The 23,287-nt window shown below is 59.3% G+C and carries 20 protein-coding genes; 13 read left to right on the top strand and 7 right to left on the bottom strand.

The genetic code is table 11. The features are described from left to right. Positions 1 to 90: 90 nt before the first annotated feature. The 6 genes from CLR77_RS10805 to CLR77_RS10780 all read left to right on the top strand — a co-directional run bounded on the left by CLR77_RS10805 (position 91) and on the right by CLR77_RS10780 (position 7,716). Complete coding sequence (locus tag CLR77_RS10805) at positions 91 to 1,521, top strand: NADH-quinone oxidoreductase subunit L (protein ID WP_097460666.1); 1,431 nt, start codon at positions 91 to 93, stop codon at positions 1,519 to 1,521. Next, positions 1,518 to 3,764, top strand: a complete 2,247-nt coding sequence (locus CLR77_RS10800) for a YbcC family protein (RefSeq protein ID WP_097460665.1) — start codon at positions 1,518 to 1,520, stop codon at positions 3,762 to 3,764. Before CLR77_RS10805 ends, CLR77_RS10800 begins: the two co-directional genes overlap by 4 nt. 239 nt (positions 3,765 to 4,003) lie before the next feature. Next, a complete protein-coding gene (locus CLR77_RS10795; RefSeq protein WP_158227179.1) occupies positions 4,004 to 4,531 on the top strand; it encodes a MarR family winged helix-turn-helix transcriptional regulator in 528 nt (175 codons plus the stop codon). Further along, on the top strand, positions 4,528 to 6,636 hold the full coding sequence (locus CLR77_RS10790) for an FUSC family protein (RefSeq protein ID WP_097460663.1): 2,109 nt from the start codon (positions 4,528 to 4,530) through the stop codon (positions 6,634 to 6,636). The genes CLR77_RS10795 and CLR77_RS10790 overlap by 4 nt, the downstream gene beginning before the upstream one ends. Beyond that, on the top strand, positions 6,626 to 6,826 hold the full coding sequence (locus tag CLR77_RS10785; RefSeq protein ID WP_097460662.1) for a DUF1656 domain-containing protein: 201 nt from the start codon (positions 6,626 to 6,628) through the stop codon (positions 6,824 to 6,826). Before CLR77_RS10790 ends, CLR77_RS10785 begins: the two co-directional genes overlap by 11 nt. A gap of 14 nt (positions 6,827 to 6,840) precedes the next feature. Then, entirely contained in the window at positions 6,841 to 7,716 is an 876-nt protein-coding gene (locus CLR77_RS10780; protein ID WP_097460661.1) for an efflux RND transporter periplasmic adaptor subunit, read from the top strand. A gap of 7 nt (positions 7,717 to 7,723) precedes the next feature. Here CLR77_RS10780 and CLR77_RS10775 read toward each other — a convergent pair whose 3' ends face one another. Beyond that, positions 7,724 to 8,095, bottom strand: a complete 372-nt coding sequence (locus tag CLR77_RS10775) for a hypothetical protein (protein ID WP_097460660.1) — start codon at positions 8,093 to 8,095, stop codon at positions 7,724 to 7,726. Between the two features lie 284 nt (positions 8,096 to 8,379). Between CLR77_RS10775 and rmuC the strand changes: the two genes are divergently transcribed. From rmuC to CLR77_RS10760, 4 genes are all read left to right on the top strand, one after another. After that, entirely contained in the window at positions 8,380 to 9,996 is a 1,617-nt protein-coding gene (gene rmuC / locus CLR77_RS10770) for a DNA recombination protein RmuC (protein ID WP_227519879.1), read from the top strand. Between the two features lie 59 nt (positions 9,997 to 10,055). Beyond that, entirely contained in the window at positions 10,056 to 10,496 is a 441-nt protein-coding gene (locus CLR77_RS10765; protein ID WP_097460659.1) for an acyl-CoA thioesterase, read from the top strand. A gap of 97 nt (positions 10,497 to 10,593) precedes the next feature. Next, positions 10,594 to 10,752 (top strand): hypothetical protein, encoded by a 159-nt coding sequence (locus tag CLR77_RS20125; RefSeq protein WP_158227178.1) that lies wholly within the window; start codon positions 10,594 to 10,596, stop codon positions 10,750 to 10,752. A 102-nt stretch (positions 10,753 to 10,854) separates the two neighbouring features. Beyond that, entirely contained in the window at positions 10,855 to 11,676 is an 822-nt protein-coding gene (locus CLR77_RS10760; protein ID WP_097460658.1) for a hypothetical protein, read from the top strand. Between the two features lies 1 nt (position 11,677). Here the strand turns inward: CLR77_RS10760 and CLR77_RS10755 are convergent, their stop codons facing one another. After that, positions 11,678 to 12,205: a GNAT family N-acetyltransferase gene (locus tag CLR77_RS10755; protein ID WP_097460657.1), complete on the bottom strand. Its 528-nt coding sequence runs from the start codon at positions 12,203 to 12,205 to the stop codon at positions 11,678 to 11,680. A gap of 233 nt (positions 12,206 to 12,438) precedes the next feature. On the opposite strand from CLR77_RS10755, the gene CLR77_RS20310 reads away from it, so the two are divergent. After that, positions 12,439 to 13,776 (top strand): fibronectin type III domain-containing protein, encoded by a 1,338-nt coding sequence (locus CLR77_RS20310; protein WP_143269402.1) that lies wholly within the window; start codon positions 12,439 to 12,441, stop codon positions 13,774 to 13,776. Between the two features lie 67 nt (positions 13,777 to 13,843). Here the strand turns inward: CLR77_RS20310 and CLR77_RS10745 are convergent, their stop codons facing one another. The 4 genes from CLR77_RS10745 to CLR77_RS10730 form a co-directional block, all read right to left on the bottom strand. After that, positions 13,844 to 16,447 (bottom strand): CHASE2 domain-containing protein, encoded by a 2,604-nt coding sequence (locus tag CLR77_RS10745; protein WP_097460655.1) that lies wholly within the window; start codon positions 16,445 to 16,447, stop codon positions 13,844 to 13,846. Between the two features lie 10 nt (positions 16,448 to 16,457). Next, positions 16,458 to 17,993: a FecR family protein gene (locus CLR77_RS10740; RefSeq protein WP_158227177.1), complete on the bottom strand. Its 1,536-nt coding sequence runs from the start codon at positions 17,991 to 17,993 to the stop codon at positions 16,458 to 16,460. A 139-nt stretch (positions 17,994 to 18,132) separates the two neighbouring features. Beyond that, a complete protein-coding gene (locus tag CLR77_RS10735; protein ID WP_097460653.1) occupies positions 18,133 to 18,846 on the bottom strand; it encodes a response regulator transcription factor in 714 nt (237 codons plus the stop codon). A 323-nt stretch (positions 18,847 to 19,169) separates the two neighbouring features. Next, the gene (locus CLR77_RS10730) at positions 19,170 to 21,329 is read right to left on the bottom strand and encodes a DNA topoisomerase III (RefSeq protein WP_097460652.1); all 2,160 of its coding nucleotides are present in this window, start codon (positions 21,327 to 21,329) and stop codon (positions 19,170 to 19,172) included. Between the two features lie 146 nt (positions 21,330 to 21,475). On the opposite strand from CLR77_RS10730, the gene CLR77_RS10725 reads away from it, so the two are divergent. Further along, the gene (locus CLR77_RS10725; RefSeq protein ID WP_097460651.1) at positions 21,476 to 21,808 is read left to right on the top strand and encodes a BolA family protein; all 333 of its coding nucleotides are present in this window, start codon (positions 21,476 to 21,478) and stop codon (positions 21,806 to 21,808) included. 72 nt (positions 21,809 to 21,880) lie between these two features. Then, the gene (locus tag CLR77_RS10720; RefSeq protein ID WP_097460650.1) at positions 21,881 to 22,504 is read left to right on the top strand and encodes an L-threonylcarbamoyladenylate synthase; all 624 of its coding nucleotides are present in this window, start codon (positions 21,881 to 21,883) and stop codon (positions 22,502 to 22,504) included. 8 nt (positions 22,505 to 22,512) lie between these two features. Here CLR77_RS10720 and CLR77_RS10715 read toward each other — a convergent pair whose 3' ends face one another. After that, positions 22,513 to 23,160 carry a hypothetical protein gene (locus tag CLR77_RS10715; protein WP_097460649.1) on the bottom strand — a complete coding sequence of 216 codons (648 nt, stop codon included), beginning with the start codon at positions 23,158 to 23,160 and terminating at the stop codon, positions 22,513 to 22,515. Positions 23,161 to 23,287 lie beyond the last annotated feature (127 nt).

The following is a 23,287-nucleotide window of genomic DNA, read 5'->3' as shown; positions in this document are numbered from 1 at the left end:
TATTAACGGTTTGTAGTATTAAATCTATTTTACTTAACTTTCTGTCCCAGTGATACTCCCTTCCCGAATCCGCTGACGAGGAGGCGAGGAATGAAAGTTGTGTTGTTGGATGTTCTGCTGACGTTGCTGGTGTTGAGTTACCCGCTGGCAGCCCTGAGCAGAATTCGCTGGCCAATGGCGATGCGGGTGGGAGGGCTCTGTTTCCTTCTGGCCCTGCTCAACGCTCTCTTGCAGTGGCTCGGTCATGGGGTGCCTTCGCACTGGTTCAGTCAGCATCCTGCCTCTCCCGTGGTGCTGCTGGTGGTGACCTGCATTGGTTGGCTGGTGCTGCGTTTCTCATACCGTTATCTGGCCGGAGATGCCCGCGAGGAAGCGTTTTTGCGGGGTTTGCAGTGGCTGCTGTCAGGCGTTGTGATGGTGGTCGTCACCAATCACGTATTGGTGTTTATGGCAGGATGGGTCGGTATCAGCCTGGCTTTGCACCAATTGCTGCTGTTCTATCCGGAGCGCCCACGTGCACAGCTGGCCGCGCATAAGAAATTCATCTTCGCCAGACTGGCTGAGCTGTCACTCGGCGGCGCCTTCCTGATCCTATACCTGGAACACCACAGCCTCTGGTTGAACGAACTGTTTAGCGTGTCGGGTCCCCTCACCGGAGCGGAAAAAACCGCGTCGGTATTGATCGCGCTGGCGGCCCTGATCAAATGCGCGCAGCTTCCTGTGCATGGCTGGCTCATACAGGTGGTGGAGGCGCCGACGCCGGTGTCTGCGCTGTTGCATGCCGGCGTCATTAACCTGGGTGGTTATGTGCTGATTTTGGCGGCACCGCTGATCAGCGGGTCGCCGGCGGCTCAGGCGCTGATCCTGGTGGTAGCCGGAACGACGCTGGTGACGGCAGCATTGGCGATGAGCGTGCAGACGTCGGTGAAGGAAGGCCTTGCCTGGTCCACCTCTGCGCAGATGGGGCTGATGTTGCTCGAGTGCGCCCTCGGCTTCTACGCCCTGGCGTTATTGCATCTGGTTGCTCACAGCTTTTACAAGGCACACAGCTTTCTCTATGCCGGCGATGGGGTGAATCGGGTACTGGTCGAACGCCATGTCGGCGCGCGAATGCTGCGGCCCAACCTGCCCGTCGCGGTACTGCTGACCGCGATCCTGCTACTCACCGGAGTGGCGCCCGCCGTCCTGGCGCTGTTCGCTCCGCTGCTTTGGCTGGCCGGAGCCGGGAGGGCGCTGCTGCTGACGGGGGTCTATCTGGTTCAGAAAAGTCTCTTTGAACACCTGTTGCCGCCACTGGCCGCTCCCGGCTGGATGGCTACGGCCTGGGTGCTGTGTCTGGCGCTGGTATTGGTGGCGGGATTCCGGCGACTGGACGACCGTCGTGCGGTGACGCTGAGGCACTGGCTCTACGCTGGTTTATTCCTGGACCACTGGGCGACGCGCGCCACGCTCAGGCTGTGGCCCGCACCGGCTATCAAGCAACCGACCTGTGCCATTGTGAAAAAGGAGTCTCTGTCATGAAGGCATTGCATAACGCCTGTCAACGCATCGCACCTGCCTGGCCCCTGGACCGGCTGATTGCCGTGAACCCCTGGTGGCCAATGATCGAACGGCCTTTTGAGGAGGTGGCGGCGAAGCTCGCGGCGCTGGGAGGTATTCGCTGCCTGATGCCGATCAGCCACTATCGCGCACAGGGTATCGGCGATGCCGTGCTCGTCGAGGCGGCGGCGGAGGCCGGTGTGGATGCCGAGCAGGTGAGGGCCGCTGATGACCTGCCGGCACCCGCTCATTGGCATTCATTGGCGGCCCTCTACCAGCGCTCCAACGGTTTGCGCTGGCTGGACATGGTCGTCGATCAGATCAGTCGGTGCTGCGCGCTTTACTGGGAGTCGGACGGATGCCTCTACCAGCACTGGTTGGCCCACTGCCGCGATGAAAAGGGACTGGCTCTGTTGATGGATTGTCCCACGCTGCCGGACTTGCTCGGCCAGTTGCCGGAAAGCCCCGAGCGTATGCTGGTGATGGCCCGGGAGGCGCTGGGGTTTGACGACACGATGGCGGCGGACCTGGGGCATGGCTGGTTGCTCGACATTAACGGTTGGGCCTCCGCGGCGGCCTATCTTCACTGGCAGGCGGGGCAGACGGGTGTTACCACCAACAGGTTAGGCGAATTGCTGGCCATTCGGCTTGCCTGGGAATGGATCACGCTGCAGTTCGCCGGGCCTGCGTTGTTGTCGCGATGGCAGCGTCAGTCGCTGGCAATGATGATTGAGGCGCACCGCGAGCATCAGCGCCTTGCCTGCGTCTGGCAGCGGGCGCAGGAAATGGCGTATCAGCAGGAACTGGCCCGGGAGCTGGCAGTGCAGCCCTCGCCTGGCGAGTCGCCCCGCTTGCAGGCGGTGTTCTGTATCGATGTCCGCTCCGAACCCATGCGTCGCGCGCTGGAAGCTCAGGATCCAGCTATCGAGACGCGGGGGTTTGCCGGATTTTTCGGACTACCTATCGGCTATCGGCCGGCTGGCGGTGACTATCGCCGGCCACAACTGCCAGGACTTTTGGCGCCCACTTTATGGGTGACGGAAGCGGCTCCGGCTCAGCAGAATCAGGGCGTGTTGGAGCGTATAGGGCGCTGGCATCGGTTGACGCAAGCTTCTCCTGCCACCTTTGGTGCCGTCGAGTCGGCTGGACTGGGTTATGTCTTCAAGCTGCTACGCAGCAGCCTGTGGCCCTCGGCACCGGCGCCCGCCCTGAACCGTCGGCTCCGCGACTATGATGGGGTGTTCGTGCTGGAAGATGCAGATGGCCCACTCGACAACCACCGTAAAGCGGCGCTTGTGGCGAATATCCTCAAAGCGATGGAGCTGACCCGGCCGGCGCCACTGGTACTGCTGGTTGGGCATGGCAGCACCAGCTGTAACAACCCCCATGCCGCAGGGTTGGACTGCGGTGCCTGCGGTGGCCAGAGCGGCGAATTGAATGTGCGAGTGCTCGCGCAACTGGTAAACGATCCTGCGGTTCGCGCGCTGTTGAAGCAGGAACAGGGTATCGATTTGCCCGACGATTGCCGCTTCATCGCGGCCCTGCATGACACCACCAGCGATGAACTCCATTGTTTCTCGCCAGTACAGGAGACGGTTCAGGAATGGCTTGTGGCCGCGTCCCGTCAAGCGCGGGCGGAGCGCGCCCCCCGGCTGGGGGAGACAGATGGCGAGTCCCTGCGTCGGCGCGGGTTTGACGGATCGCAGGTGCGTCCGGAATGGGGCTTGGCCGATAACGCCTGCTTTATCGTCGCCCCGCGTGACCGTACACGGCATTTGAGCTTCGACGGTCGCAGTTTTCTGCATGACTATCGCTGGGAGCAGGATGAAGGGTTTGCCCGGCTCGAGGCCATCCTCACTGCTCCCATGGTGGTTACCCATTGGATCAACATGCAATACAACGCTTCGGTTTCCGATCCCGAGCATTACGGTAGTGGAAACAAGATCCTGCACAACCTGGTGGGGGCGGTCGGCGTGCTGGAAGGCCAGGGCGGCGACCTGCGCATCGGGCTGCCTTTACAGTCCGTGCATGATGGTGAGAACTGGCGTCACCGGCCACAACGTCTGTGTGTTGTTGTCCGGGCTCCCGCCGACTCACTGCAAGCCATTGTGAGGCGTCAGCCCGTCGTGCAACAGTTAGTGGACAACCACTGGCTCACCCTCTTGCGTCTGGATGAGGATGGCTGTTTGTGGCGGCTTTACCAGGGGCAGTATCGGGCGGTATAGCTGGATGTGATGGTCTCCGGGTAAGAGGTCAGGCAGCTAACGCAGGGAGATATCCCTGTTCAGGGGAACAAGTTATCGATGGCGAGCTGCCTTTCGCCGGGCGCTGAAATCTTTCTGATCGTTAGACTCTCGCGATACTGCGTATTGCCAGTTGGGGAGCGTGTCTATAAAATCCAAAATTGGAATATTTGATTATGGATTAAGTGTTCGGCAGCATGCGAATGTGCGGGAGGCGGGGTATGGTCCAAAAGACAACCGAACTGGATACATTGGAAGCTTTGGAGCGTGTGCTGGAAGGTCTGCGAAGCCGGATTCCGGGCTATCCCTTTGAACAGGCGTTTGTGTCTCGCCTGGCCGCCAACGTCGAAAAGCGCATGATGGAGTTGTCCAATCAGCGCCTGAAACCGCTGGGGCTGTCCTATGTCCAGTATCAGGTGCTGGTCATGACGTTCTCCTGCCAGGATGATCCGTTGACGGCTTCGGGACTCGCGAAGGCCACAGGGGAGCGACCGACCAACATTACGCATCTTTGCGATGACCTGGAACAGCGCGGCCTGATTCACCGTCGGCGGGACGGGACCGACCGCCGACGCGTTTTTGTATTGCCGACTGCGGCGGGGGAGCAGTGCCTGAAGGCGGCGCAGCCCATCATGTGGCGACTTTGGGAACAGCGCTACACGGGCTTTGATGCCGTAGAAAGGGCGGAGTTGGAAGCGGGGCTTCGCCGTCAACTGCACAACCTTGGGCATGCGGGAGAAAATCCGTGAGTCAGCGTTTGCCCAAACGTGCGGAGTTTCTTCAGGCTTTGCGAGAGGAAGGGGCGCAGACCCTGTTTGCACTGCGCACTGCCTGCGCCGTGTTGCTGGCGTTGGGGCTGGCTTTCCGTCTCGACCTGGATCGTCCCGGCAGCGCTGCGGTTACCGTGTTGATCGTATCGCTATCCCAGGCTGGGATGGTGTTGGAGAAAAGCTTCTACCGAATCCTCGGTACCGTCGCAGGCGGCACAGCGGCTGTTGTTTTCGTCATGCTGTTTGCCCAGCAAAGATTGTTATTCACGGTGGCCGTGGCGGTGTGGGTCGGTTTGGCCGTGGTGGGCTCGTCCTGGTATCGGAGTTTTCGTGCCTATGCCTTCATCCTGGCGGGCTATACCGTCTGCCTGGTGGGTTTTCCCGCCGTCGAGACGCCTGCGCTAGCCTATCACGTGGCCATCGACCGTGTGGCCGTTGTCAGTCTGGGTATCCTGTGTGGCGGCCTGTTGAGCGTGCTTGTTTTTCCCAGGTCGACAGTATCGAGCCTGATCGGGCTGGTACGTGGTCAGGTGTGCCGCTTCCTCACCTTGTGTCAGCAGGTGTTGACTACCGAAATGACTTCCGGGGCGTTGCGCGAGGCGCATATGAGCTTCGCCGGCGATGTGGTCAATCTGGAACTGCTGCGAGGCGGCAGTCACTTCGAGGCCCCGGATAGCCGGCTGCGGAGTGGGAGGCTGCGTCGTCTTAATGCGGACTTTATGCAGGCCGTGACCTCATTGCACAGCTATCACCGTGTGCGTCGTGCGATGCCTTATGCGGATGACCAGAGCCTGCTGCTGCTCGACAGTATGGCGGCGGAGCTTGATCGTGCCCTGCGCACGGTGACGGGAGGGATTCCGGCATCGGCCCAAGAGGCTGTTCCTGTCGCTTCTCGCCTTCGCGAGCTGCTGTCGAACTGGGATGTGCGTGTCGAGGCGACGCTGGCCTCGCTCTCTCAAACGCTGGCGGTGTCGTCGAATGAAGCCCTGCTGGCAGCGATGTTTCAGCTGCGCCAATTCGGCGATGAAGTATTGGCGTACATGGAAAGTTATGCGGCGCTGTCGGCCGCGCAGGATGCGGTGGAGCGCGAGATTCCTCCGACGGCCTCGCAGGTTGACCCCCTGCTGGCGTCGTTGGCCGGGTTGAGGGCTTTCTCTGCGGTATTGGCCGTCGGGGTCTTCTGGATTGCCTCGGATTGGACCTACGGTTTCTACGCCATCATGCTGGCCGCTGTCGGCAGCTCCCTGTTTGCAGCTTCTCCAGACCCGGTGAAAGCGGCCGTTGGCATGTCGAAGGGCTTTGCCCTGGGCTTCCTGGCTGCGGTTGCCTTCTACGGCCTGGTATTGCCTCGCATGGACGGTTTCCTGTTGCTCGCGGTGTCGATGCTGCCGTTTCTGCTGATCGGTACCCGGTGGATGGCTCGGCAGGAGACGGCCGGAATCGGTACCGGTTTCGGCTTGATGCTGCTGACCGGGCAGAACCTGACCAACACAATGACATTCGATATGACACAGCTGTTCAACCAGAGTCTGGCGACGTTCATCGGATTGGGCGCGGCCATTCTGGCTTATGCCGTCTTTATGCCGCCTCAGAGCCGCTGGGTTCAGCGCCGTGTGCGGCACAGTCTGATCCGGGAGGTCGGCAGGGCGTTGTCTGATGAGGATGAGCACGCGAGGGCGCGCTTCGAAAGCCGGGTACGGGACCGGCTGGCGCAAATCCTGACCCAGCCGATGCAGGGGGAGGCCATTCGCAATCGGTGGGTCGATGAAGGGCTGACGGTATTGGCGGCGGGGTTGGCGTTGTTGCAGTTGCGGGATGAGAACGATCCCGTTATCGACGCCGGTTTCCTGTCGCAGGTAGCGGCGGCGATGGCTTTCCGGGCCGATTTCGCGGTTGGCGATATCCTGCCTGCCGTGAAGGCGAGGCGCCTTCAGTTGGCGCAGGCATTACAGGGAGCTGATGTGTCTGCGGCACGACGATTTTCGGCGTTGCTGGCACTTGAGTTGGCATTACTGGATTGGGATGCGCTCGCTACCCCGGATCTCACGCTGACCGCCGTGGAGGGCGCTATCCATGCCTCATGAATTCACTTTCAGCGGCATCCTGATTCCGGGGCTGCTCCTGCAGCTGCTACTGGTGCTGTTTGGTTATGCGGGCGTTGAGTTGATGCTGGCCAGAATCGGGGTTTTCCGTTGGGTTTGGCATCCTGCGCTGTTTCGAATTGGGTTGATTGTGGCGGTCTTTAGCTTGGTGGGCCTCTATGTGCGCTTTTGAATAGGAGGGGGGCAATGTGGCGTCAAGGATTGCGGGTAGGTGTCACGATGGTGACTGTAGTGATTGCTGCGGTGCTCGCCTACAGGCTCTGGAATCATTATATGTATGGTCCCTGGACCCGGGATGCTCGGATCCAGGCAGATGTGATTTCGGTGTCACCGGATGTTTCCGGACTGGTGACTGCTGTCGATGTCGGTGACAACCGGTTGGTCAAAAAAGGTGAGGTGCTTTTTGTCGTCGATCAGAGTCGCTATCGCATTGCCCTGCAGGAAGCGCTAGCGAGCCTGGATGCGGCCAGGGCCGATTATACGCAGAAGCGGGCGGAGGCTCGTCGCCGTGAGCACCTTGGCCATCACGTTATCTCAGACGAGAGTCTGCAGGCGGCAAAAGCTTCAGCACTGGTGGCCCAACAACGGGTCCGGTCGGCGGAAGCCGTCGTTGCGGCGGCGCGTCTCAACCTGGCTCGCACCGAAATACAGGCGCCTGTTGACGGCTATGTCACCAACCTGCAGGTTCACGTGGGAGATTACGCCAGTGCAGGTAAGGCGATGATGGCCGTGGTCGATCGTCATTCATTCCGTGTCGAAGGGTACTTCGAAGAGACCAAGATCCAGGGGCTGCGCAAGGGAGATCGGGTTTCTGTGCGCCTTATGAGCGGTGGTCCCCGCCTCGAGGGGCGGATCGAGGGAATCGCGCGCGCGATTACGAATGGCCAGGATCGGGGGTTATTGGCTGACGTCAATCCCAGTTTTGACTGGATTCGTCTGGCACAGAGGATTCCTGTGCGTATTCGCCTGGTCAGGGTTCCGGCAGGGGTCACCCTGGCGGCGGGAATGACCTGTACCGTCAGCGTGGATGTGCCGAAAAAGGGAGTCTTGGCTGCAGGCTGAAAGCCTGTCAGTCACGCTTCGGAAGCGGAGTGTTTTTCAGGTAGTGTGCTTCGTCCAGCACATCGGTGCTGCGCAGGAAAGTTTGTACCTGGGGAGGGCAGTTAAGGTAGAAAAGAAGTAGTTCACGCTGGATGTCCTGCTCCTGCAGCTGCGAGGCGAAGCGGATCAGCTTTTTCAGGCCCAATTCCTGTTGATAATCGAAGTTGTTGCCGTAGCGGAGTTCTATCAGTTTTTGCAGGCGTTGCAAGTGGTGTTCACAGGTGTAGTTCAAGGCGTCGCTCAGCGAAAATCCGGCTTTTCGCTGGGAGGGCTCCGATGCCTGCGAGGCTCGTGACTGTCTGCGCCAAAGGGATTTCAGGACCACGTCCACCAACTCCACGACGGTCTCTAACGGTTAAAGCACTCCATGCACGCTTCTATCGGGGCATTCAGCCCATCTAGCCGAGTTTTCCTTCACTGTCCTGATCGTTATACGACGGAAGACGCAGGATGGTGCTGCATGACTGGAGTTTCCAGAAAGCCTACCCGTATTATGGCGTGCATGATCAATCATTCGAACAGTTTGTAACAATTGATTACAAAGGTCTCTTCCACAAATGTAGCATGCCCCGGGCGGTTGAGAGAGACAAACTTGGCAAATTTGTTATGTAAGGAGTGGTGTTGGTGCAACCGGCTGAAATGACGGCATTATCTGCGTGGTATCCACTGGTTCTCGGCGGTTTGCTGGTGGGTGTGGTTCTGCTGGCGCTAGCTCTGTGGCGGCGTCAGCACTCTGGTGGTGTGCTCGAGGCATTGATGCAAGAGCGTGATCAACTGCAGGAACAGTTGCGCATTGCCCAGGACAACGGCGAGCATCTTATGGTGCGACTGCGCGAGGCGGAGCAGCAGGGGGCGCTTCATGAACAGCATTGTCGCCATCTGGAAAGTGGGCGAAAGGACCTGGAATCCCGCCATGACGCTGTACAGGCCGAAGTTGAAACCGGGCGTCGCCAGCTACTGGAACAGCAATCACGGCTGTCGCGCCTGGAAGGTGATATTGGCGGCCTGGAGAAGCGGGTGGTCGAGCTTCAGCGGGAGAGGGATAGCTGGCAGGAGAAGTGTGCCGGGATAGAGGGTGCGCTAAGCGCTGAACGGGTCAAAACCCGAGAACTGGAAGTCACTCTCGAGGAAGAGCGGCGTTCCACGGCTGAAAAACTGCGGTTGCTGGAACAGAACCGTGAAGCGCTCAAGCAGGAGTTCGAGAATCTGGCTAACCGGATTTTCGATCAGAAGAGCGAGCGCTTCAGCGAACAAAGCAAGAACCACTTATCCAGCCTGCTCAACCCGTTTCGCGATCAACTGGCGGACTTCCGCAAGCGCGTCGATGATGTTTACACCAACGAAACCCGCGATCGCGAGGCGTTACGTGGCGAGATCAAGTCGCTCCAGGAGCTTAATCGACAGATCACCGAGGAAGCGTCGAACCTGACCAAGGCACTCCGCGGTGACAAGAAGATCCAGGGTAACTGGGGGGAGCTGATCCTGGAGAAGGTTCTCGAGCGCTCCGGTCTGCGCAAGGGAGTGGAATACGATACCCAGGGGAGTTACCGGGATCACGACGGGCAGTTGTTGCGACCGGACGTGGTCGTCCATCTGCCGGACGAGCGACATATTATTATCGACTCAAAAGTCTCCCTGGAGGCCTATCAGGCATATGTTGGCGCAGAGACGGACGAGCTTCGTGACCAGGCCCTGCGGGCCCATGTCGAGGCGGTGAGGTCCCATATCCGCAGTCTCAGCGAGAAGGATTACAGTCAATTGCACGGTCTCCATTCCCCGGACTTCGTGCTCATGTTCATGCCCATCGAGCCGGCCTTTGTCGCTGCTTTCCAGTATGACGAGAAGCTGTTTGCCGATGCCTTCGAACGCAAGATCGTTGTGGTGACGCCAACAACACTATTGGCGACGCTGCGCACCATTGAGAATATCTGGCGCTACGAGCGGCAAAGCCAGAATGCACGCCAGATAGCCGATCGCGCGGGTGCGGTGTATGACAAGCTGCGCGTCTTTGTCGAGCATATGGAGCGCTTGGGGCAGCAGTTACATACGGCGCAGGGTTCGTTCGACCAGGCGATGAATACCCTGACTCGAGGTCGCGGCAACCTGATTTCCCAGGCCAACCGTTTTGTCGAACTGGGCGTGAGGGTGCGGAAGGAGTTGCCGAAAGCCGTCATGGATCAGGCTGAGGTGGATGTCGATATCGACGCGCCGGTGGCGGACGATCGGGAGTCGGCGCCCTAGGCCGACTGAAGCCGTGACCTCGTTCTCCGGATAATGTGCCTTTTGCCCAAGGAATGTTCATGCTGCCCAATGCTCAGGCCGAACCCGCTCATATTACCTTGATCAAGGTGCGCGGCTACCATCTCGACATCTATGGTCACGTCAACAATGCCCGCTATCTGGAGTTCCTGGAAGAGGCTCGCTGGGCCTGGTTCGAGGCTAATGACGTGGTGGAAGCGTTTACGGAGCGAGGACTCGCCTTTGTCCTGGTTAACGCCAATATTAACTATCGGCGACCAGCCTTCCCCGGAGAGCATCTCGAAATCAGAACCCGTATCGAAGGTATTGGTAAAAAAAGCTGTCGGGTGTCGCAGACCATCTGGTTGCACGGGACGGAAACGCTGGTCGCCGACGCAATGGTGACTTTTGCCCTGATGGACATGGCGTCCCACGCGGCGGTCCCCGTCGAGGGGGAATTGCGACAGAAGCTGGAGGCGCTCAGCATACATCGGGCAGGCTGATGACGGGCTTGTCCGAATGAAGACTGGTTCACATCATGGGATCGGTGCCACTTTTAAAATGGGTGCAATAACAACAAAGAGACGAGCACTGATCCCTATGATGAAGCACAGAATGCAGGTTCTGGCGTATGTCTCCTGGCGTGGTCTCCAGCAACGTGGAATGGCTGCGTTTCCCTGGAGCGGCCGTCCTCCGGTGGCTCTGCCTGGGTGCGACGGTGATGATGATTCTGCAGAAGAAACCATTATCGTCGACTGATCCGGTGGCAGTGACTTTGGTCTGAAGTCCCTAGTAGGCGGTTGCGTCCTGTCCTCCGAGTGGAGATGATAGCGGTCGTGACCGGATCCGAGGTGGTGGCCTATGAAAAACGCGTTGTCGGCAGCAATCCTGCTGCTGTGCTGTTATGCGACATCTCTTTGGGCGTTGCCTCCCCAGGATGAAATGCGTCGCCTGGTCCTGGCGACAGAACAGGCCGTGAAAACGCAGCGCTGGGACGATGCCTCTCGCTATCTCAATCATATCGAAGCCCTCAAGGTCGAGAAGAAACCGGACGAATACCTGTTTCTCCGGGGGCGGGTGATGTATCACGCAGGGCAGTTGAGTGAGGCTCGGGATGCGTTGGATGCCTACGTGGTGGCGGCGGGTCAGAAGGGAGCCCATTACACGCGCGCGTTAGAGATGATCACGGCAATCGATGAGTCTCAGCGAGCCCATTCGACCCTGTCCTCGAAGAAGCCGGTAGCTACCATCAAGGCGACTGGCGATGAGCAAAACCTGAAACAGCTGGAAAAGCTGTATCTCACCAATAATCCCCGCGATGCGCTGATTTCGCACCTCAATAGCATTCTGGCAACTCATGCCTGGACTGGCGGGCAGCGAATTCAGCGCCCTAATGCCCGTCAAGGTGTCCGTTATCGGGTGAGTGCGGGTCAGGCTGGGCAATTGCTCATTCAGGAAACGCGTTTCGACGAGCATGGCCAGGCAGCGGTCAGCCTGTCGATGATGACGGTTTACGGGGTGAGCCCCTTGGTGCGCGATGATTGCCTGGCGACCCGTCTGGAGTGCTGGGTATACGATCCGCGCGATGATTCGCCACTATTTCGGATGGCGGACAATCCCGATGCAGCGGCTCAGGCGGCACGAACGCTTGGAGAGCTGATTCGACAGATGCAGCATCCCTGAGTCATTTTCCTGTAGAGGTGGCTTGGCTCAGCGTTTTCTCCATCAGGTGTCGGGGGAGCTCGATACCGTGACGGGTTACCGGCGCATAAGCGAGGGCACGGTAACCCATCTTCCGGAACAGGTTCCGCGATACCAGGCTGGCGTGTGCCTGGACGACCGGTAACCCCGCGACCAGAACCTTCTCTTCCAGTGCTTTTAACAGCGCCGCTCCGATGCCTTGCCGGCAGTGTTTCGGCGCAACGTAGAGCATATTGATGTAACTCTCCGGGTGCAGCTGTGCGAAGCCCGCCATTTCTCCGCCGTTCACGGCGACTATCGTCCACCCCTGCGACAACATGCGCTCCACCAATTGTGGTGACTGGCTCCAGAGGGCCCATACCTGGCGCTGCGCCGCGTTGTAGTAGGGCGAGCCCAGGCGCATAACGGCCTCGCGATAAATGCGACAAAGGAGAAGGGTGTCCTGGTCGCGCTTATAGGGGCGCAATGTGAGCTGAAGGGGCAGTGTGTCCTGGTTGTCGAATGATTGCATGGCGGCGGCTGCGACGGGAGTCAGTCTCTATCCTGCGGGATGGGCCCGAAAGGCACAAGTAAGGCAGGGTTAAAATGTGTGCGTCAAAAAAACGTCGTAAAAGGTAGGCAAAAGATGACGTAAAACACACAATTTCACATCTGGCTTGGCTATTATTTCATCGTGAGTCAATAAGTCGGTGAAAAAATATGTCAAATATCGCCAAAAAATTGTTAAAGCCTGCGTTTGTTGGAATGCTTGCAGCCTCCGGGTTGCTGTTGTCCGGCTGCGGCACCGGCAATGGCGGTAGCGGCATGGACAGCGCGTCCAGCATCTCATCCACGGCCTCCGCCACTACCCGTTCCGTGACGATTTCCGGTGGTGCGGTAAAAGGGGTTGTCCAGAACGGTATTGTGACGGCTTGGGAGATCTCGGAAGACTCTCACGGACACTGGGCGACCAGTCAGCAAATGGGTAAGGCCGTTCGCACGAATAGCCGTGGCCAGTTCCAACTGCCGGTGTTGACGAAATTGAACGGCTGGGTCGTGATTGAATTGAAGGCCGACGATCGGACAACCATGGTGTGCGACGTGACGCCTAGCTGTGATGTCAATGGTGGCCAGGTGCCCTTTGGTCAGGCGTTTCCACTGTCCAGTAGCTTTGAGCTGAGTGCGGCCGTTGACCTGAGCAGCACCAGTCCTCAAGTTTACCTGACGCCTCTTTCCCAACTGGCCGTAAGTCTGGCGCAGCGCTCGCCCGAAGGTCTCAGTGGAAGCAATCTGCAGACTGCCTATAGTCAGGTGGAGAACTGGTTTGGCCTGAATGCCGGCACCCTTCAACTGGCGCCGCCCGATTTGACGCACCTGAACAGCGCAACCACCTCGACGGATGCTATTCAGTTGGCCGTGACCAATGCCGCCTTCCTGGCGCTGGTTAACCAGTCTGGATGGTCTTCTATTGAGCAGGTCCTGCAGACGGCTTCCAACCAGATCTTGCAGAACGGCGACCTGACGACCACATCCGGCAGCACCTCAAATGCGGTAACCATCAGCCAGTTGGAAATGGAAACGGCGGTTCTCGCTGCATCGTTGCAGAGCACCACGACCGATACCCTGGCTCAGCAGTCGCTGGCGGTGACACAGTCCCGCGCCTCTCAACTGTATGTGTCGGCGCCGACCAGCAGTGGTTCCTCAACCTCCAGCTCTTCGACGACATCCTCGGGTACCGGTTCGTCTTCGAGCACGTCTTCCACGACAACCACGATCACCAACACCGGCTCCAGCTCCAGCTCCAGCTCCAGCTCCAGCTCGACCGGTAGCAGTGTCGCGGCCGATAGCGCACTCCTGCAGTGGCAGGCGCCTTCCACCCGGGAAGACGGCACCTCGCTGAGCATGGCGGAACTGAAAGGCTATGAGATCGATTACGGTCAGGACCCTTCAAACCTGAACCAGACGATGACGATCAATGATGCCTACACGATGAGTGCGACCATCGCCAACCTGAGCAGTGGCCAGTGGTACTTCGCCGTCAAGGCCATCGATACCAACGGCAATATCAGTCCCATGTCCAGTGTGGTGACCAAGACGATCTGACGGGGAAGTGTTTTACAGATTCAGCGCCGGCCCCAGGGCCGGCGTTTTCGTTGGCGTGGGGCGAGAGTTATTCGGTGGTTTCTTCGCCGGTCGCGGCGGGTAGCCAGAGGCGGAAGGTGGTGCCGACATCGAGGGTCGAGCTGACATCGATTTCGCCGCCGTGTTTGTCTGCGACCACCTTGACGAAGGATAGCCCCAATCCGGTACCGAGCTTGCCACGCAGTTCATTCTGGCGGGGGCGACGAAAGCGCTCGAACAGATGGGGCATATCTTCCGGAGCAATGCCGCTGCCGTTATCCTCGACACTGACCAGCACGCTATCGTTGATGGGCTCGACAGAGACATGAACCCGACTTCCGGGCTTGCTGTGCTGAACCGCGTTGGTCAGCAAATTGATGATGGCGCGTTCAAGCAGCTCGGCATTGCCCCAGATCCAGAGATCTTCAGTGCCTTTCAGGTCCAGTGTAATGGACTTCGCCATCGCCTGTTCCTGTACCGCGTCAGTTGCATTCTCGACGATGGCGAGAGCTTCGCATTCATAGAATCGCACGGAGGACATCTGCTCGGCACGGGCGAGTTGCACGAACTCTTCCGCGAGCTGGTAACTCCGTTTGGCCAGCTTGGCAATCTGTTCGAGCTGTCCGGGTTCGACTGGGGTTCCGCTGCGTTTAAGCTGTTCGATCAAGGCCAGTTGGGATACCAGTGGAGATCGCACATCATGGGATATGAAATCGATGGCTTCGCGCTGCTGTCGCTGCTGGTCGCGGATTGTGGTGACGTCAGCGATGTTGGCGATGGCACCGGCCTCCCGGGTTGCCGGAAAGGTGAAGGGCACCAATTCGATCAGGAGATCGCGCGCCTGCACGCGCATTTCCAGAGCCCGTCGCTGGCCGTGAAGCAGGGTGTCACCGACGGTGTCATGCCAGCGGTGTTCGCCGCCGGGGTCAACGCTGTCCAGCAGATGGGCCAGGGCCATACCAGGCAAGCTGCTCTGAGGTTCTCCCAGCCAACTGGCGACATGCCCATTGACGAAACGAATCACTCCGAGCGCATCAACGACCATGATGCCGTTGGGCATCTGGGCAAAGCCCTGGGTCGTGAAAGCGTAGAGATTAGCCAGAGCGACGGAGGCCTGCTGGACCTCTTCGATCTTGCGAATAAGGCGCTCCGAGGGGCGAAATCGCGGGCGCAGTGGCTGCTGGTCAGTGAAGGTCAGAGGGTCGACGTAGCGCTGCAATTCCCTATAGTTGATGCCGGTGGACCACTTCAGGCCGATGAGGAAGTGGTGGTCTCCGCGGCGGATGCGTAGCCAGCTCGTTGGCCCTTCGTGACGCCAACTGCCCGTCACTGGTGAGGGATTTTGCGGGCAATCGCGTGGCGCCAGGTGTTTTTCCTCAAGGACTTCGCCATCCTCCACCAGACACCAACCTGCAGGCAGCAGCAACTCGACAAGGTGCGCCAAAATCTGGGGGGGCGATTCCCGTGTTGTCCAAAAGGTATCCCGGGATTGTCGGCCCAAAAGATTGACCTGCTGGCTCAGGAAGCGGTTGAGCAATGTCAGGCGCTGTGCCGTAAAAACCGGCCAAGCCAGCAATGACGCCAGTACGCTGGCTCCGACAGGCAGCCAGAGGCTGCTGCTGTAGAGTAAGCCGGCGCTGCACAGGATAATCAGGCTGGAAAGTCCGATAACGAAAGGAAGCGCGTAGCGGGGCGCCAGCCGGGTCAGGCTTTGCAGGCTTACCAGAATAACCAGGGCGAGCAGCAGCACTTGCCAAAGGCCGCTTACGCTGTGGATGAGGCGGTGCTGGATCAGTGCCGAGTAAACGTTGGCGTGGAACTGTACGCCGCTCATGGGGGCGCTTCCCCCTGAGACAGGGGTGGGTAAGCGGTCGCCCAAGCCTGCGGCCGTTGCACCCACGAAGACGGCTTTGCCCTGCAGCAACGATGCGGGAACGCGGCCTTCGAGAACATCGACATAGGAGTAGGTGGGGATAGCGGCGCGTGACGGCGCGAAAGGCGTGCGCACATAGTCCTGCTGAACGTTCACAAAAGGGGGCGCGGAAACATCCGGGCCTGGTATTTTGACCTCCGGGTGAGTCAGCGTTGCCAGGGCTGCCGCGAGACTTGGCCAGACCGCCTCTCCCAGCCCCTGGCGCAGATACAGGCCTCTGACCACTTCATCGGAGTCGAGTTGGACATTGACGTGGCCTAGAGCCGCGGCGGCATTGGCCAGTTCCGGGGTGGGGAGGAATTCCGATAAGGGTTGTTCCGCACTGACCGGGTAGATGTGGACAGGAAGGACAACGTTATGTGCCTGGCGCATAGCCGATGCCAGTGCTCGGTCGTCCGATGGATTGGGAGAACTTTCGGTAAACAGAACGTCGAAGGCGATGGCTTTGACGCCATCCTGGTCGAGGCGCTTGATAAGGGCTGCATGAACCTGGCGATTCCATGGCCATTGGCCCAGTTCCCGCAGGCTTCGTTCGTCGATGGCGACGACGGCCAGGTCTCTGGCTGGCGGGAGGCGATCTCCGTCAATCATGGCGTCGTACAGGCCGAGGTTGAGCTGAGGGATTACGCCGGTCAGCTGCAACATCAGGATCAGCAGGACCAGGGCCAGCAGTGCCTGGCGCCGATTTGTTCGGAGGCTAGGGCGGTCCGTGTCCATCATCAGCGTGATTTCACTTCACGTAGAGTTCCCGGCCCGGACCCCAGTGACTACCCAGCGGTCCCTTGGGTACTCCTTTGATGCGGACGAAATAATGCTGCCCTGGTACCAGTCGGGCGGCGACGCTGGTTTCCTGTAGTGTTTCTTCCCGCAGGATCTGTGTGAAGTTGGGGTCCGACGCCAGTTGCAGACGATAGCTTTCGACCTGCGGGATCTTCTCCCAAAAGATGCGAACCTGATTATCCACATAGTTGATGGTGATGATGTGGGTCTCGGGTATGCTGCCCAGTACGACGAGGGACCGGGTGGCACTCTGGGCCCGGCTGTTGCCGCCGGCTCGCGTCTGTACGCGCCAGTAGTATTGTCCCGGAGCCAGGGGCTGTGCCAGTGAGGCCTGGGCTGCCGGGCTCCATTCGCTGCTGGCGACGATTTGTTGGAAATCTTCGGCGTTCGATACCTGAACTCTGGCCTTTTCATTTTCGCCCCGGAAGTTCCATTTGAAGAGGGGGCGCTGGGCGGCCGTCTTGGCGTCGGCAGCCGGCGCTGTCAGGTCGGCCGCATGGGCTTCGAGGTCGACGGAGAAGTTCACCGGCTTGGCTGAGCCCTGGACGCCATTGATGTCGACGGCTGACAGCTGGGCGTCGTATTTTCCGTTATCGAGTCCGGCGAGTTGATAGACCGGGTGCTCGAGTTTGGCACTGGCCACCCAGGCGCCGTTTTCCCTGTTGTAAATGTTCAGGTGATAGCCGGATGCGGCGGGAACTGGCTGCCAGGTTAGCGTTTGCGGCAGTTTCTGGATTTTGCCCGGCGACGCCGGCGGCTTGGGTGCGTTTGGAAGGTCTGTAATAACGATGGGATCGATGCCACTGATGAAGGCTGCCTTACCGGCCGGTACCAGTGCCTGATGGTATTCGTTGGAGAACGCAACCTTGCCCTTGGTGACTTCGAGCCGGGTGCTTTCCGGTTTTGCGGCGAGGCGGAACTCGGTGCCCCGAACGGCTGCTACAGCAGAAGGTGTCTCGATTTCGAAACGGGAGCGAGGGTCACTCAACGGGTGAACCCGCGTACTTAGATTGCCCTGCTCAAGGCGCATGCGGGTGTCGGCCATCCCGGTTTTGCCAAAGCGGGTCAGGCGATTGAGCGTCAGGGAAGAGCGCGGTCCCAGCCGGACAATGGATTGGTCCGCGAGCTGGATAACGACATGACCATCTTCCGTGCGAACTTCGTCGCCGACATCGAGTCGCGTTCCGCGGCTCAGCGTTTGATAGTTCTGGTCGGCCCGTGTACGAAAGAGCGCATGGCCGGTGACGGCCAGGGCGCGTGCCGGTTCCGGCCTCTGGCGTAGCCAGTCGAGGGGGATGCGAAGCATGGAGCCGGTGTGCAGATCAGAGACCGAGCTGATGTTGTTGTGGCGGAGGAGCTCCAGCCAGGTGTGACGGTTATCGAGCATTTCCTTGCTCAGGCTGCGCACGTTGTCGCCTGGCCGCAGCGTGTAGGACCACTCTCCCTGAGCAACCTGTCCTGAGCCGGTCGAAAGGGAACTTGTCATACCGACGGCCGAGCCCAATGCAATCGATACGTCGGCCGATGCAGTCGGCGATACCGCCATCCACAGGGCTAACAGGCCGGGTAGGGCGCAATGGTGGCTGACCCTCCGGGAACAACGGCACAACACCCGGCTCACGATATCAGTCTTCCTCTTCGGATATGGCCGAATCGGCACTGACTGTCTCCAGGCGGTAGCCGCGCTGGTAGATGGTCTTGATGCGGAAACCGTTTTCCGGTTTGACGCCGAGACGGCGACGGAGGCGGCTCATATGGGTGTCGACGGTGCGTGTGTTGATGTCCCGCGATAGGCCCCAAACCCGCTCCAGGAGTACTTCGCGCGTGAGGAGGCGTCCCTGGTTCTGAAACAGGAACAGGGTCAGGTCGAAATCCTTGTCCGTCAGCGTCAGGCGTTCTCCGTTGAGATGAATGGTCCTGCCCTGGGTGTCGATCTTGAAGGGACCGTATTCCAGGGTGACCTTATCCGTGTCCGGGTTACTGCGCCGCGCCAGGGCCTGCAATCGTGCCAGTAACTCGGCAGGACGGGCCGGCTTGGTCAAATAGTCGTCAGCGCCGGCATCGAGCGCGCTCACGATATCCAGTTCGCTGTCACGCTGGGTGAGGAACAGCACCGGTATGGGCCAGCTTATCTGTTGGCGCAGGATTTTCAGGATGTCGATACCATCCATATCCGGTAGCTGCCAATCCATGATCAGCAGATCATAGCTGCGATGCGAAACACCGCTCAGGAACGATTGTCCCGTACCGTACACATCGCAGTCGTGACCGGCGCTACGCAAGAGTTCGCGCACATTGCGAGCCTGTTCCTGTTCGTCTTCGAGTAGCGCTATGCGCATTTCTGATCCCCCTAATTCACCCATTCCTTCGCTTTCCCGGCTGTGTCTTGCGTTGCCCGGCATCCACGGCAAAGCCTTCGCCGTGGGTAGGTCAGTACTCTTTGAGTGCTGCCTTTAAGTGAAGCCTGCTTGAGGCGGGTGCGCCAGTGGCGTTTTTTTATTATGGTTTTTCTCACGCTCCATTCTTACAAATACTGAAACGTGATTCAGTTCTATTCTGTTGCACTGCGTAACGCTTTTGCATGGACTGACAATATTATCAGGATATCAGTGACATCCGACATCAATATGGACAGGTGTCCGAAAAAAGTGTCTGCCATGACCTACTTTAGCGGAGTGACGTCGGGCCTGCCGTTAAGGTCAGACAATGTTAATCGGCAGGAGGGGTAATTACTGCAGCCCCAAAACCAACCCCGTTTGCCTTGGAGGCGTTTCAGCGGTGCATGGCATTTCGGGCAGGGTATGGGCGGTTCGCTGGTGCCATCGGTCGTCGCTTCTCCGGCCTGATCGATGGGGCGGGTGACCCGGCACTCGGGAAAGCGTGTACAGGCCCAGAAGGGACCGTAGCGGCCTTCCCGTTGTCGCATGGGGGCGCGGCATTGGGGGCAGTGGGGTGAGCGGGCGGAAGCCTTCTGTGCTGGAGCGGCAGTGTTGAAATCCACGCCCAAGCTTCCCAGCAGGTTGATAATCTGCTGTTGGAGGCGGGCGATAAATTCGCGCGGGTCGCCGCTGCCGAAGCGTATGGTTTCGAGGGTGGATTCCCAGACAGCGGTCATATCCGGTCGTACAACGGTGTCGGGAAGACGGTGAATCAGGCTTTGGCCTTTTTCCGTGGCATGGATATAGCGTCCTTCCTTGATCAGGTACTCGCGTCGGAACAGCGTTTCGATGATGGCGGCCCGGGTTGCCTCGGTACCCAGTCCATCGGTTTCACGCAACGTCTTGCGTAGGTCGGTATCCTTGACGAAACGGGCGATGCCGGTCATGGCCGATAGCAGCGTGGCATCGGTAAACGGCAGCGGCGGCTGGGTGGTGCGCTCGAGGATAGTCGTGTCGCGGCATTGAACGCGGCTTTCTTCCATGAGGCGCGGCAGGGGCGGTTTTTCCTGTTCCGGTGCCGCGCGTGAGCGCAATTCCAGTTTTTTCCAGCCAGCGTCAACGATACCGGTTTCCGTCGCCCGGAAACGGTGTTGGCCAAAACGGCAGACCAGCTTGCCTTCGCGGTGTATCGCCGGTGGATAGAACTGCATCAGGTAAAAGCGGCAGACCAGCTCGTACACCTGCTGCTCGGCCGTTGACAGCTTAGCGGCGGGCAACTGGCGGAGGCTGGGAATGATGGCATGGTGAGCGTCCACCTTGCGGTCGTTCCAGGCGTCACTGCGTCTGTCCGGATCGGCACCATCCACAGCTGGCATTAACGAGGGCAGATTGTGGCGGATGGCCTGAAGCACTCCCAGGCGTTGGGCAAAGTGCCCTTCCGGCAGATAGCGGCAATCGGATCGGGGGTAAGTGATCAGGCGATGCTTTTCATACAGGTTCTGAGCGGCATCCAAGGTTTGCTGCGCGCTGAGGTGGAAGTGCCGCGCGGCTTCGATCTGTAATACCGACAGCGACAGCGGTAATGCCGGCGCCTCCTGGCGGTCGCGAAATCGGGACTCGACAACAGTCCCTGATTGTCCCCTGACATCGTTGCAGATCTGCTCGGCGACCTCGCGTTCGAGCAGGCGATTATCCTCGTCCAACGCCGCCTGGTAACGCTCATCCGGTATCCAGCGGGCCTTGAAGCTCTGATCGGACTGTTCGAACGGATGAATCTCGGCTTCCGGGATGAAAAAGGGTTTGGGCTGGAAGTCGCGGATCTGGTCATCGCGTTGGACCACCAAACCGAGAACCGGTGTCTGCACACGACCGACGGAATAGACCCCCCGCTCGCCGTCCTGGCGGTAGCGCAGGGTGCAGGCGCGACTGAGATTCATACCGTAGAGCCAGTCGGCCCGTTGACGGGCGAGCGCGGAATAGGACAGGCGGCGGTATTCGCGGTTGTCGTGCAGGTTTGCCAGGGCCTTGGTGACAGCCTCGCCATTCAGGTCGTTGATAAAGACGCGGCGGACCGGGCAGGTGACCTTGAAAAAACGCAGGACCTCATCAACCAGCAATTGGCCCTCGCGGTCGGGGTCTCCGGCGTGGACGACTTCGCTGGCTTCGCGCAGCAGCTGCCCCAGGATTCGCAACTGGGGCTCGGTTTTCGGCTTAGGGGTCACCTCCCACTGGCGGGGAAAAATCGGCAGGTCTTCCATGCGCCAGCGCAGCCAGCGTGGTTCGTAGTGGCCCGGTTCGGCGGGTTCCAGGAGATGTCCCACGCACCAACTGACCACGGCCTCATCGCCGCAGCGAATCAGGCCGTTACCACGTCGTTGCGGTCCCGGTAGGGCGGCGGCGATGGCTCTTCCCAGGCTGGGTTTTTCTGCGATATAGAGGCGCACGGGATACTGGGCTTATCATAAAGCGGGCAAGCAAGATGGACGATGCTGCCAAGCCTGTCAAGCGATGAACGGCGCGACCTGGACGTGCCATATCCGTTACAATATGGCATCCGGTCCAATCGTTTACTTACTGTCGGGAGACACTGATGTCCGCTCAACAGGTCATTACCGAAAAACTACGGGGTGCTTTCCAGGTGCAGTGGCTGGAAGTGGAAAACGAGAGCCACAACCATAGTGTCCCGCGTAACTCGGAGACGCACTTCAAGATCGTGCTGGTCAGTGACGATTTTGCCGATATGCGCAAGATTGCCCGTCATCAGGCGGTCTATAAAGTGTTGGCCGAGGAGTTGCGAAGCGGCGTACATGCGCTGGCGCTGCATCTCTACACCGGCCAGGAATGGGCCGATCGCGAGGCGCCTGCGCCCGAGTCGCCCAACTGTATGGGTGGGTCTAAGCACGAGCGTCAGCCGGCGTCCTGAATTAACCCGCATTTCGGCCTCCAGGGTTGGGAGAAGACCAAGGTGCACATTGTCCAAGAGGGAACCACAGGCATGAGCCAGTATTTTCAGATTCATCCGGAAAATCCGCAGGTCCGCTTGATCCGCCAGGCCGTCGAGATTATCCGGAATGGGGGCGTGATTGCGTATCCAACGGATTCGGCCTACGCGCTCGGCTGTCACCTGGGGGACAAAAACGCGGCGGAGAAGATCAAGAGGATCCGTCGCCTGGACGATAAGCACAACTTTACGCTCGTGTGCCGGGATCTATCGGATATCGGTACCTACGCCAGGGTCGACAACGTGAGTTATCGGTTGCTCAAGACCTATACGCCAGGACCTTATACCTTCATCCTCAATGCCACCTCCGAGGTGCCGCGGCGTCTCCTGCACCCGAAGCGTCGGCATATCGGTATCCGTATCCCGGATAACCGCATCGTTCAGGATCTGCTCGCCGAACTGGGCGAACCGCTGATGAGCACGACGCTCATTCTGCCCGGAGAGGATGACCCGATGATCGATCCGGAAGATATTCGCGAAAAGCTCGAGCACGAACTGGCGCTGGTGATCGACGGCGGTTTCTGTGGACCCGAGCCGACCACCGTCGTCGACCTCAGCGATGAAGTGCCAAAAGTGCTGCGCGTCGGCAAGGGCGATCCCGAGCCGTTTGGCGGCTAAGGTGCCGGTCAGGCGTTTTCGTTGATGGTCAGTTTGAAGCCGTTGCCGTTCATTGCGGCGACGGCGGCCTCGGCGGCGTTCGGTTGCCGTGTCTGCTGAAGGTTTTGGTAACGCTGTGCGATATCCTGCAGGTTACCGTTGCCTTGTTCCCCGATCAGAGAGTCGAACAGCGCATTGTTGGCGCCGTAGGCTTTCGAGACCTTCACCACATTATCCACGTAGTTCAGTGTTGGCTGATTGACGCTCAGGCGATTGACGGCGTCAACGAAGTTGCGATTCTGGTTCAGGTCGCTGTTGATCTGCTGCAGCGTCGCTGGCGGCACATGTCCGCTGAGCGCCACGCCGCCGGTTTCGACTTTGGTCAACGTCAGCTTGGTGGCAGGTTTGAGCCCGTATTCGGCAATTTTGTGCCGCAGGGTTTCGCGGACGAAGTTGGTGTCGTTACCCACGTTTGACTTGTACTGGTTCAGATCGACCCGCTTGTTGTAATTGATGTAGAGATTCTGACTGCGGAGCGTCAGACTGGCGTCAGTACTGGTCGTGTTCCCGGCGTTATTGCTGTCCTGCGCAGGTTTGACCTGAGCCTGCCCGCGCATGGCCTGCTGCAGGCGGGACTGCTTACTGCTACCGGCAAGGACGGATTGCAGCAGACCCATGATAATACCCCTTCGATTGCCAAATTTCCGATGACATCAAAAAACGAAGCAGGAATCGTGCCCGGAGCATACAAAGGGGAATACCGGTTATCTGGGGAGAGAGCTGTCCTGCGCGGTCCTGAGCCAA

It is taken from the genome of Mangrovitalea sediminis, from assembly GCF_002514725.1.
GTDB classification, from domain to species: Bacteria; Pseudomonadota; Gammaproteobacteria; order Pseudomonadales; family Oleiphilaceae; genus Mangrovitalea; species Mangrovitalea sediminis.
This window is presented reverse-complemented; position numbering and strand designations above follow the sequence as displayed.

Bases quoted from the DNA above. Each gene is read 5' to 3' on its own strand.
- CLR77_RS10715 (WP_097460649.1), bottom strand. From the start codon at position 23,160: ATGGGTCTGCTGCAATCCGTCCTTGCCGGTAGCAGTAAGCAGTCCCGC.
- CLR77_RS20310 (WP_143269402.1), top strand. From the start codon at position 12,439: ATGCTTGCAGCCTCCGGGTTGCTGTTGTCCGGCTGCGGCACCGGCAAT.
- CLR77_RS10725 (WP_097460651.1), top strand. From the start codon at position 21,476: ATGTCCGCTCAACAGGTCATTACCGAAAAACTACGGGGTGCTTTCCAG.
- CLR77_RS10720 (WP_097460650.1), top strand. From the start codon at position 21,881: ATGAGCCAGTATTTTCAGATTCATCCGGAAAATCCGCAGGTCCGCTTG.
- CLR77_RS10795 (WP_158227179.1), top strand. From the start codon at position 4,004: ATGGTCCAAAAGACAACCGAACTGGATACATTGGAAGCTTTGGAGCGT.
- CLR77_RS10740 (WP_158227177.1), bottom strand. From the start codon at position 17,993: ATGACAAGTTCCCTTTCGACCGGCTCAGGACAGGTTGCTCAGGGAGAG.
- CLR77_RS10785 (WP_097460662.1), top strand. From the start codon at position 6,626: ATGCCTCATGAATTCACTTTCAGCGGCATCCTGATTCCGGGGCTGCTC.
- CLR77_RS10805 (WP_097460666.1), top strand. From the start codon at position 91: ATGAAAGTTGTGTTGTTGGATGTTCTGCTGACGTTGCTGGTGTTGAGT.
- CLR77_RS10760 (WP_097460658.1), top strand. From the start codon at position 10,855: ATGAAAAACGCGTTGTCGGCAGCAATCCTGCTGCTGTGCTGTTATGCG.
- CLR77_RS10780 (WP_097460661.1), top strand. From the start codon at position 6,841: ATGTGGCGTCAAGGATTGCGGGTAGGTGTCACGATGGTGACTGTAGTG.
- CLR77_RS10735 (WP_097460653.1), bottom strand. From the start codon at position 18,846: ATGCGCATAGCGCTACTCGAAGACGAACAGGAACAGGCTCGCAATGTG.
- CLR77_RS10800 (WP_097460665.1), top strand. From the start codon at position 1,518: ATGAAGGCATTGCATAACGCCTGTCAACGCATCGCACCTGCCTGGCCC.
- CLR77_RS10755 (WP_097460657.1), bottom strand. From the start codon at position 12,205: ATGCAATCATTCGACAACCAGGACACACTGCCCCTTCAGCTCACATTG.
- CLR77_RS20125 (WP_158227178.1), top strand. From the start codon at position 10,594: ATGATGAAGCACAGAATGCAGGTTCTGGCGTATGTCTCCTGGCGTGGT.
- CLR77_RS10765 (WP_097460659.1), top strand. From the start codon at position 10,056: ATGCTGCCCAATGCTCAGGCCGAACCCGCTCATATTACCTTGATCAAG.
- CLR77_RS10745 (WP_097460655.1), bottom strand. From the start codon at position 16,447: ATGATGGACACGGACCGCCCTAGCCTCCGAACAAATCGGCGCCAGGCA.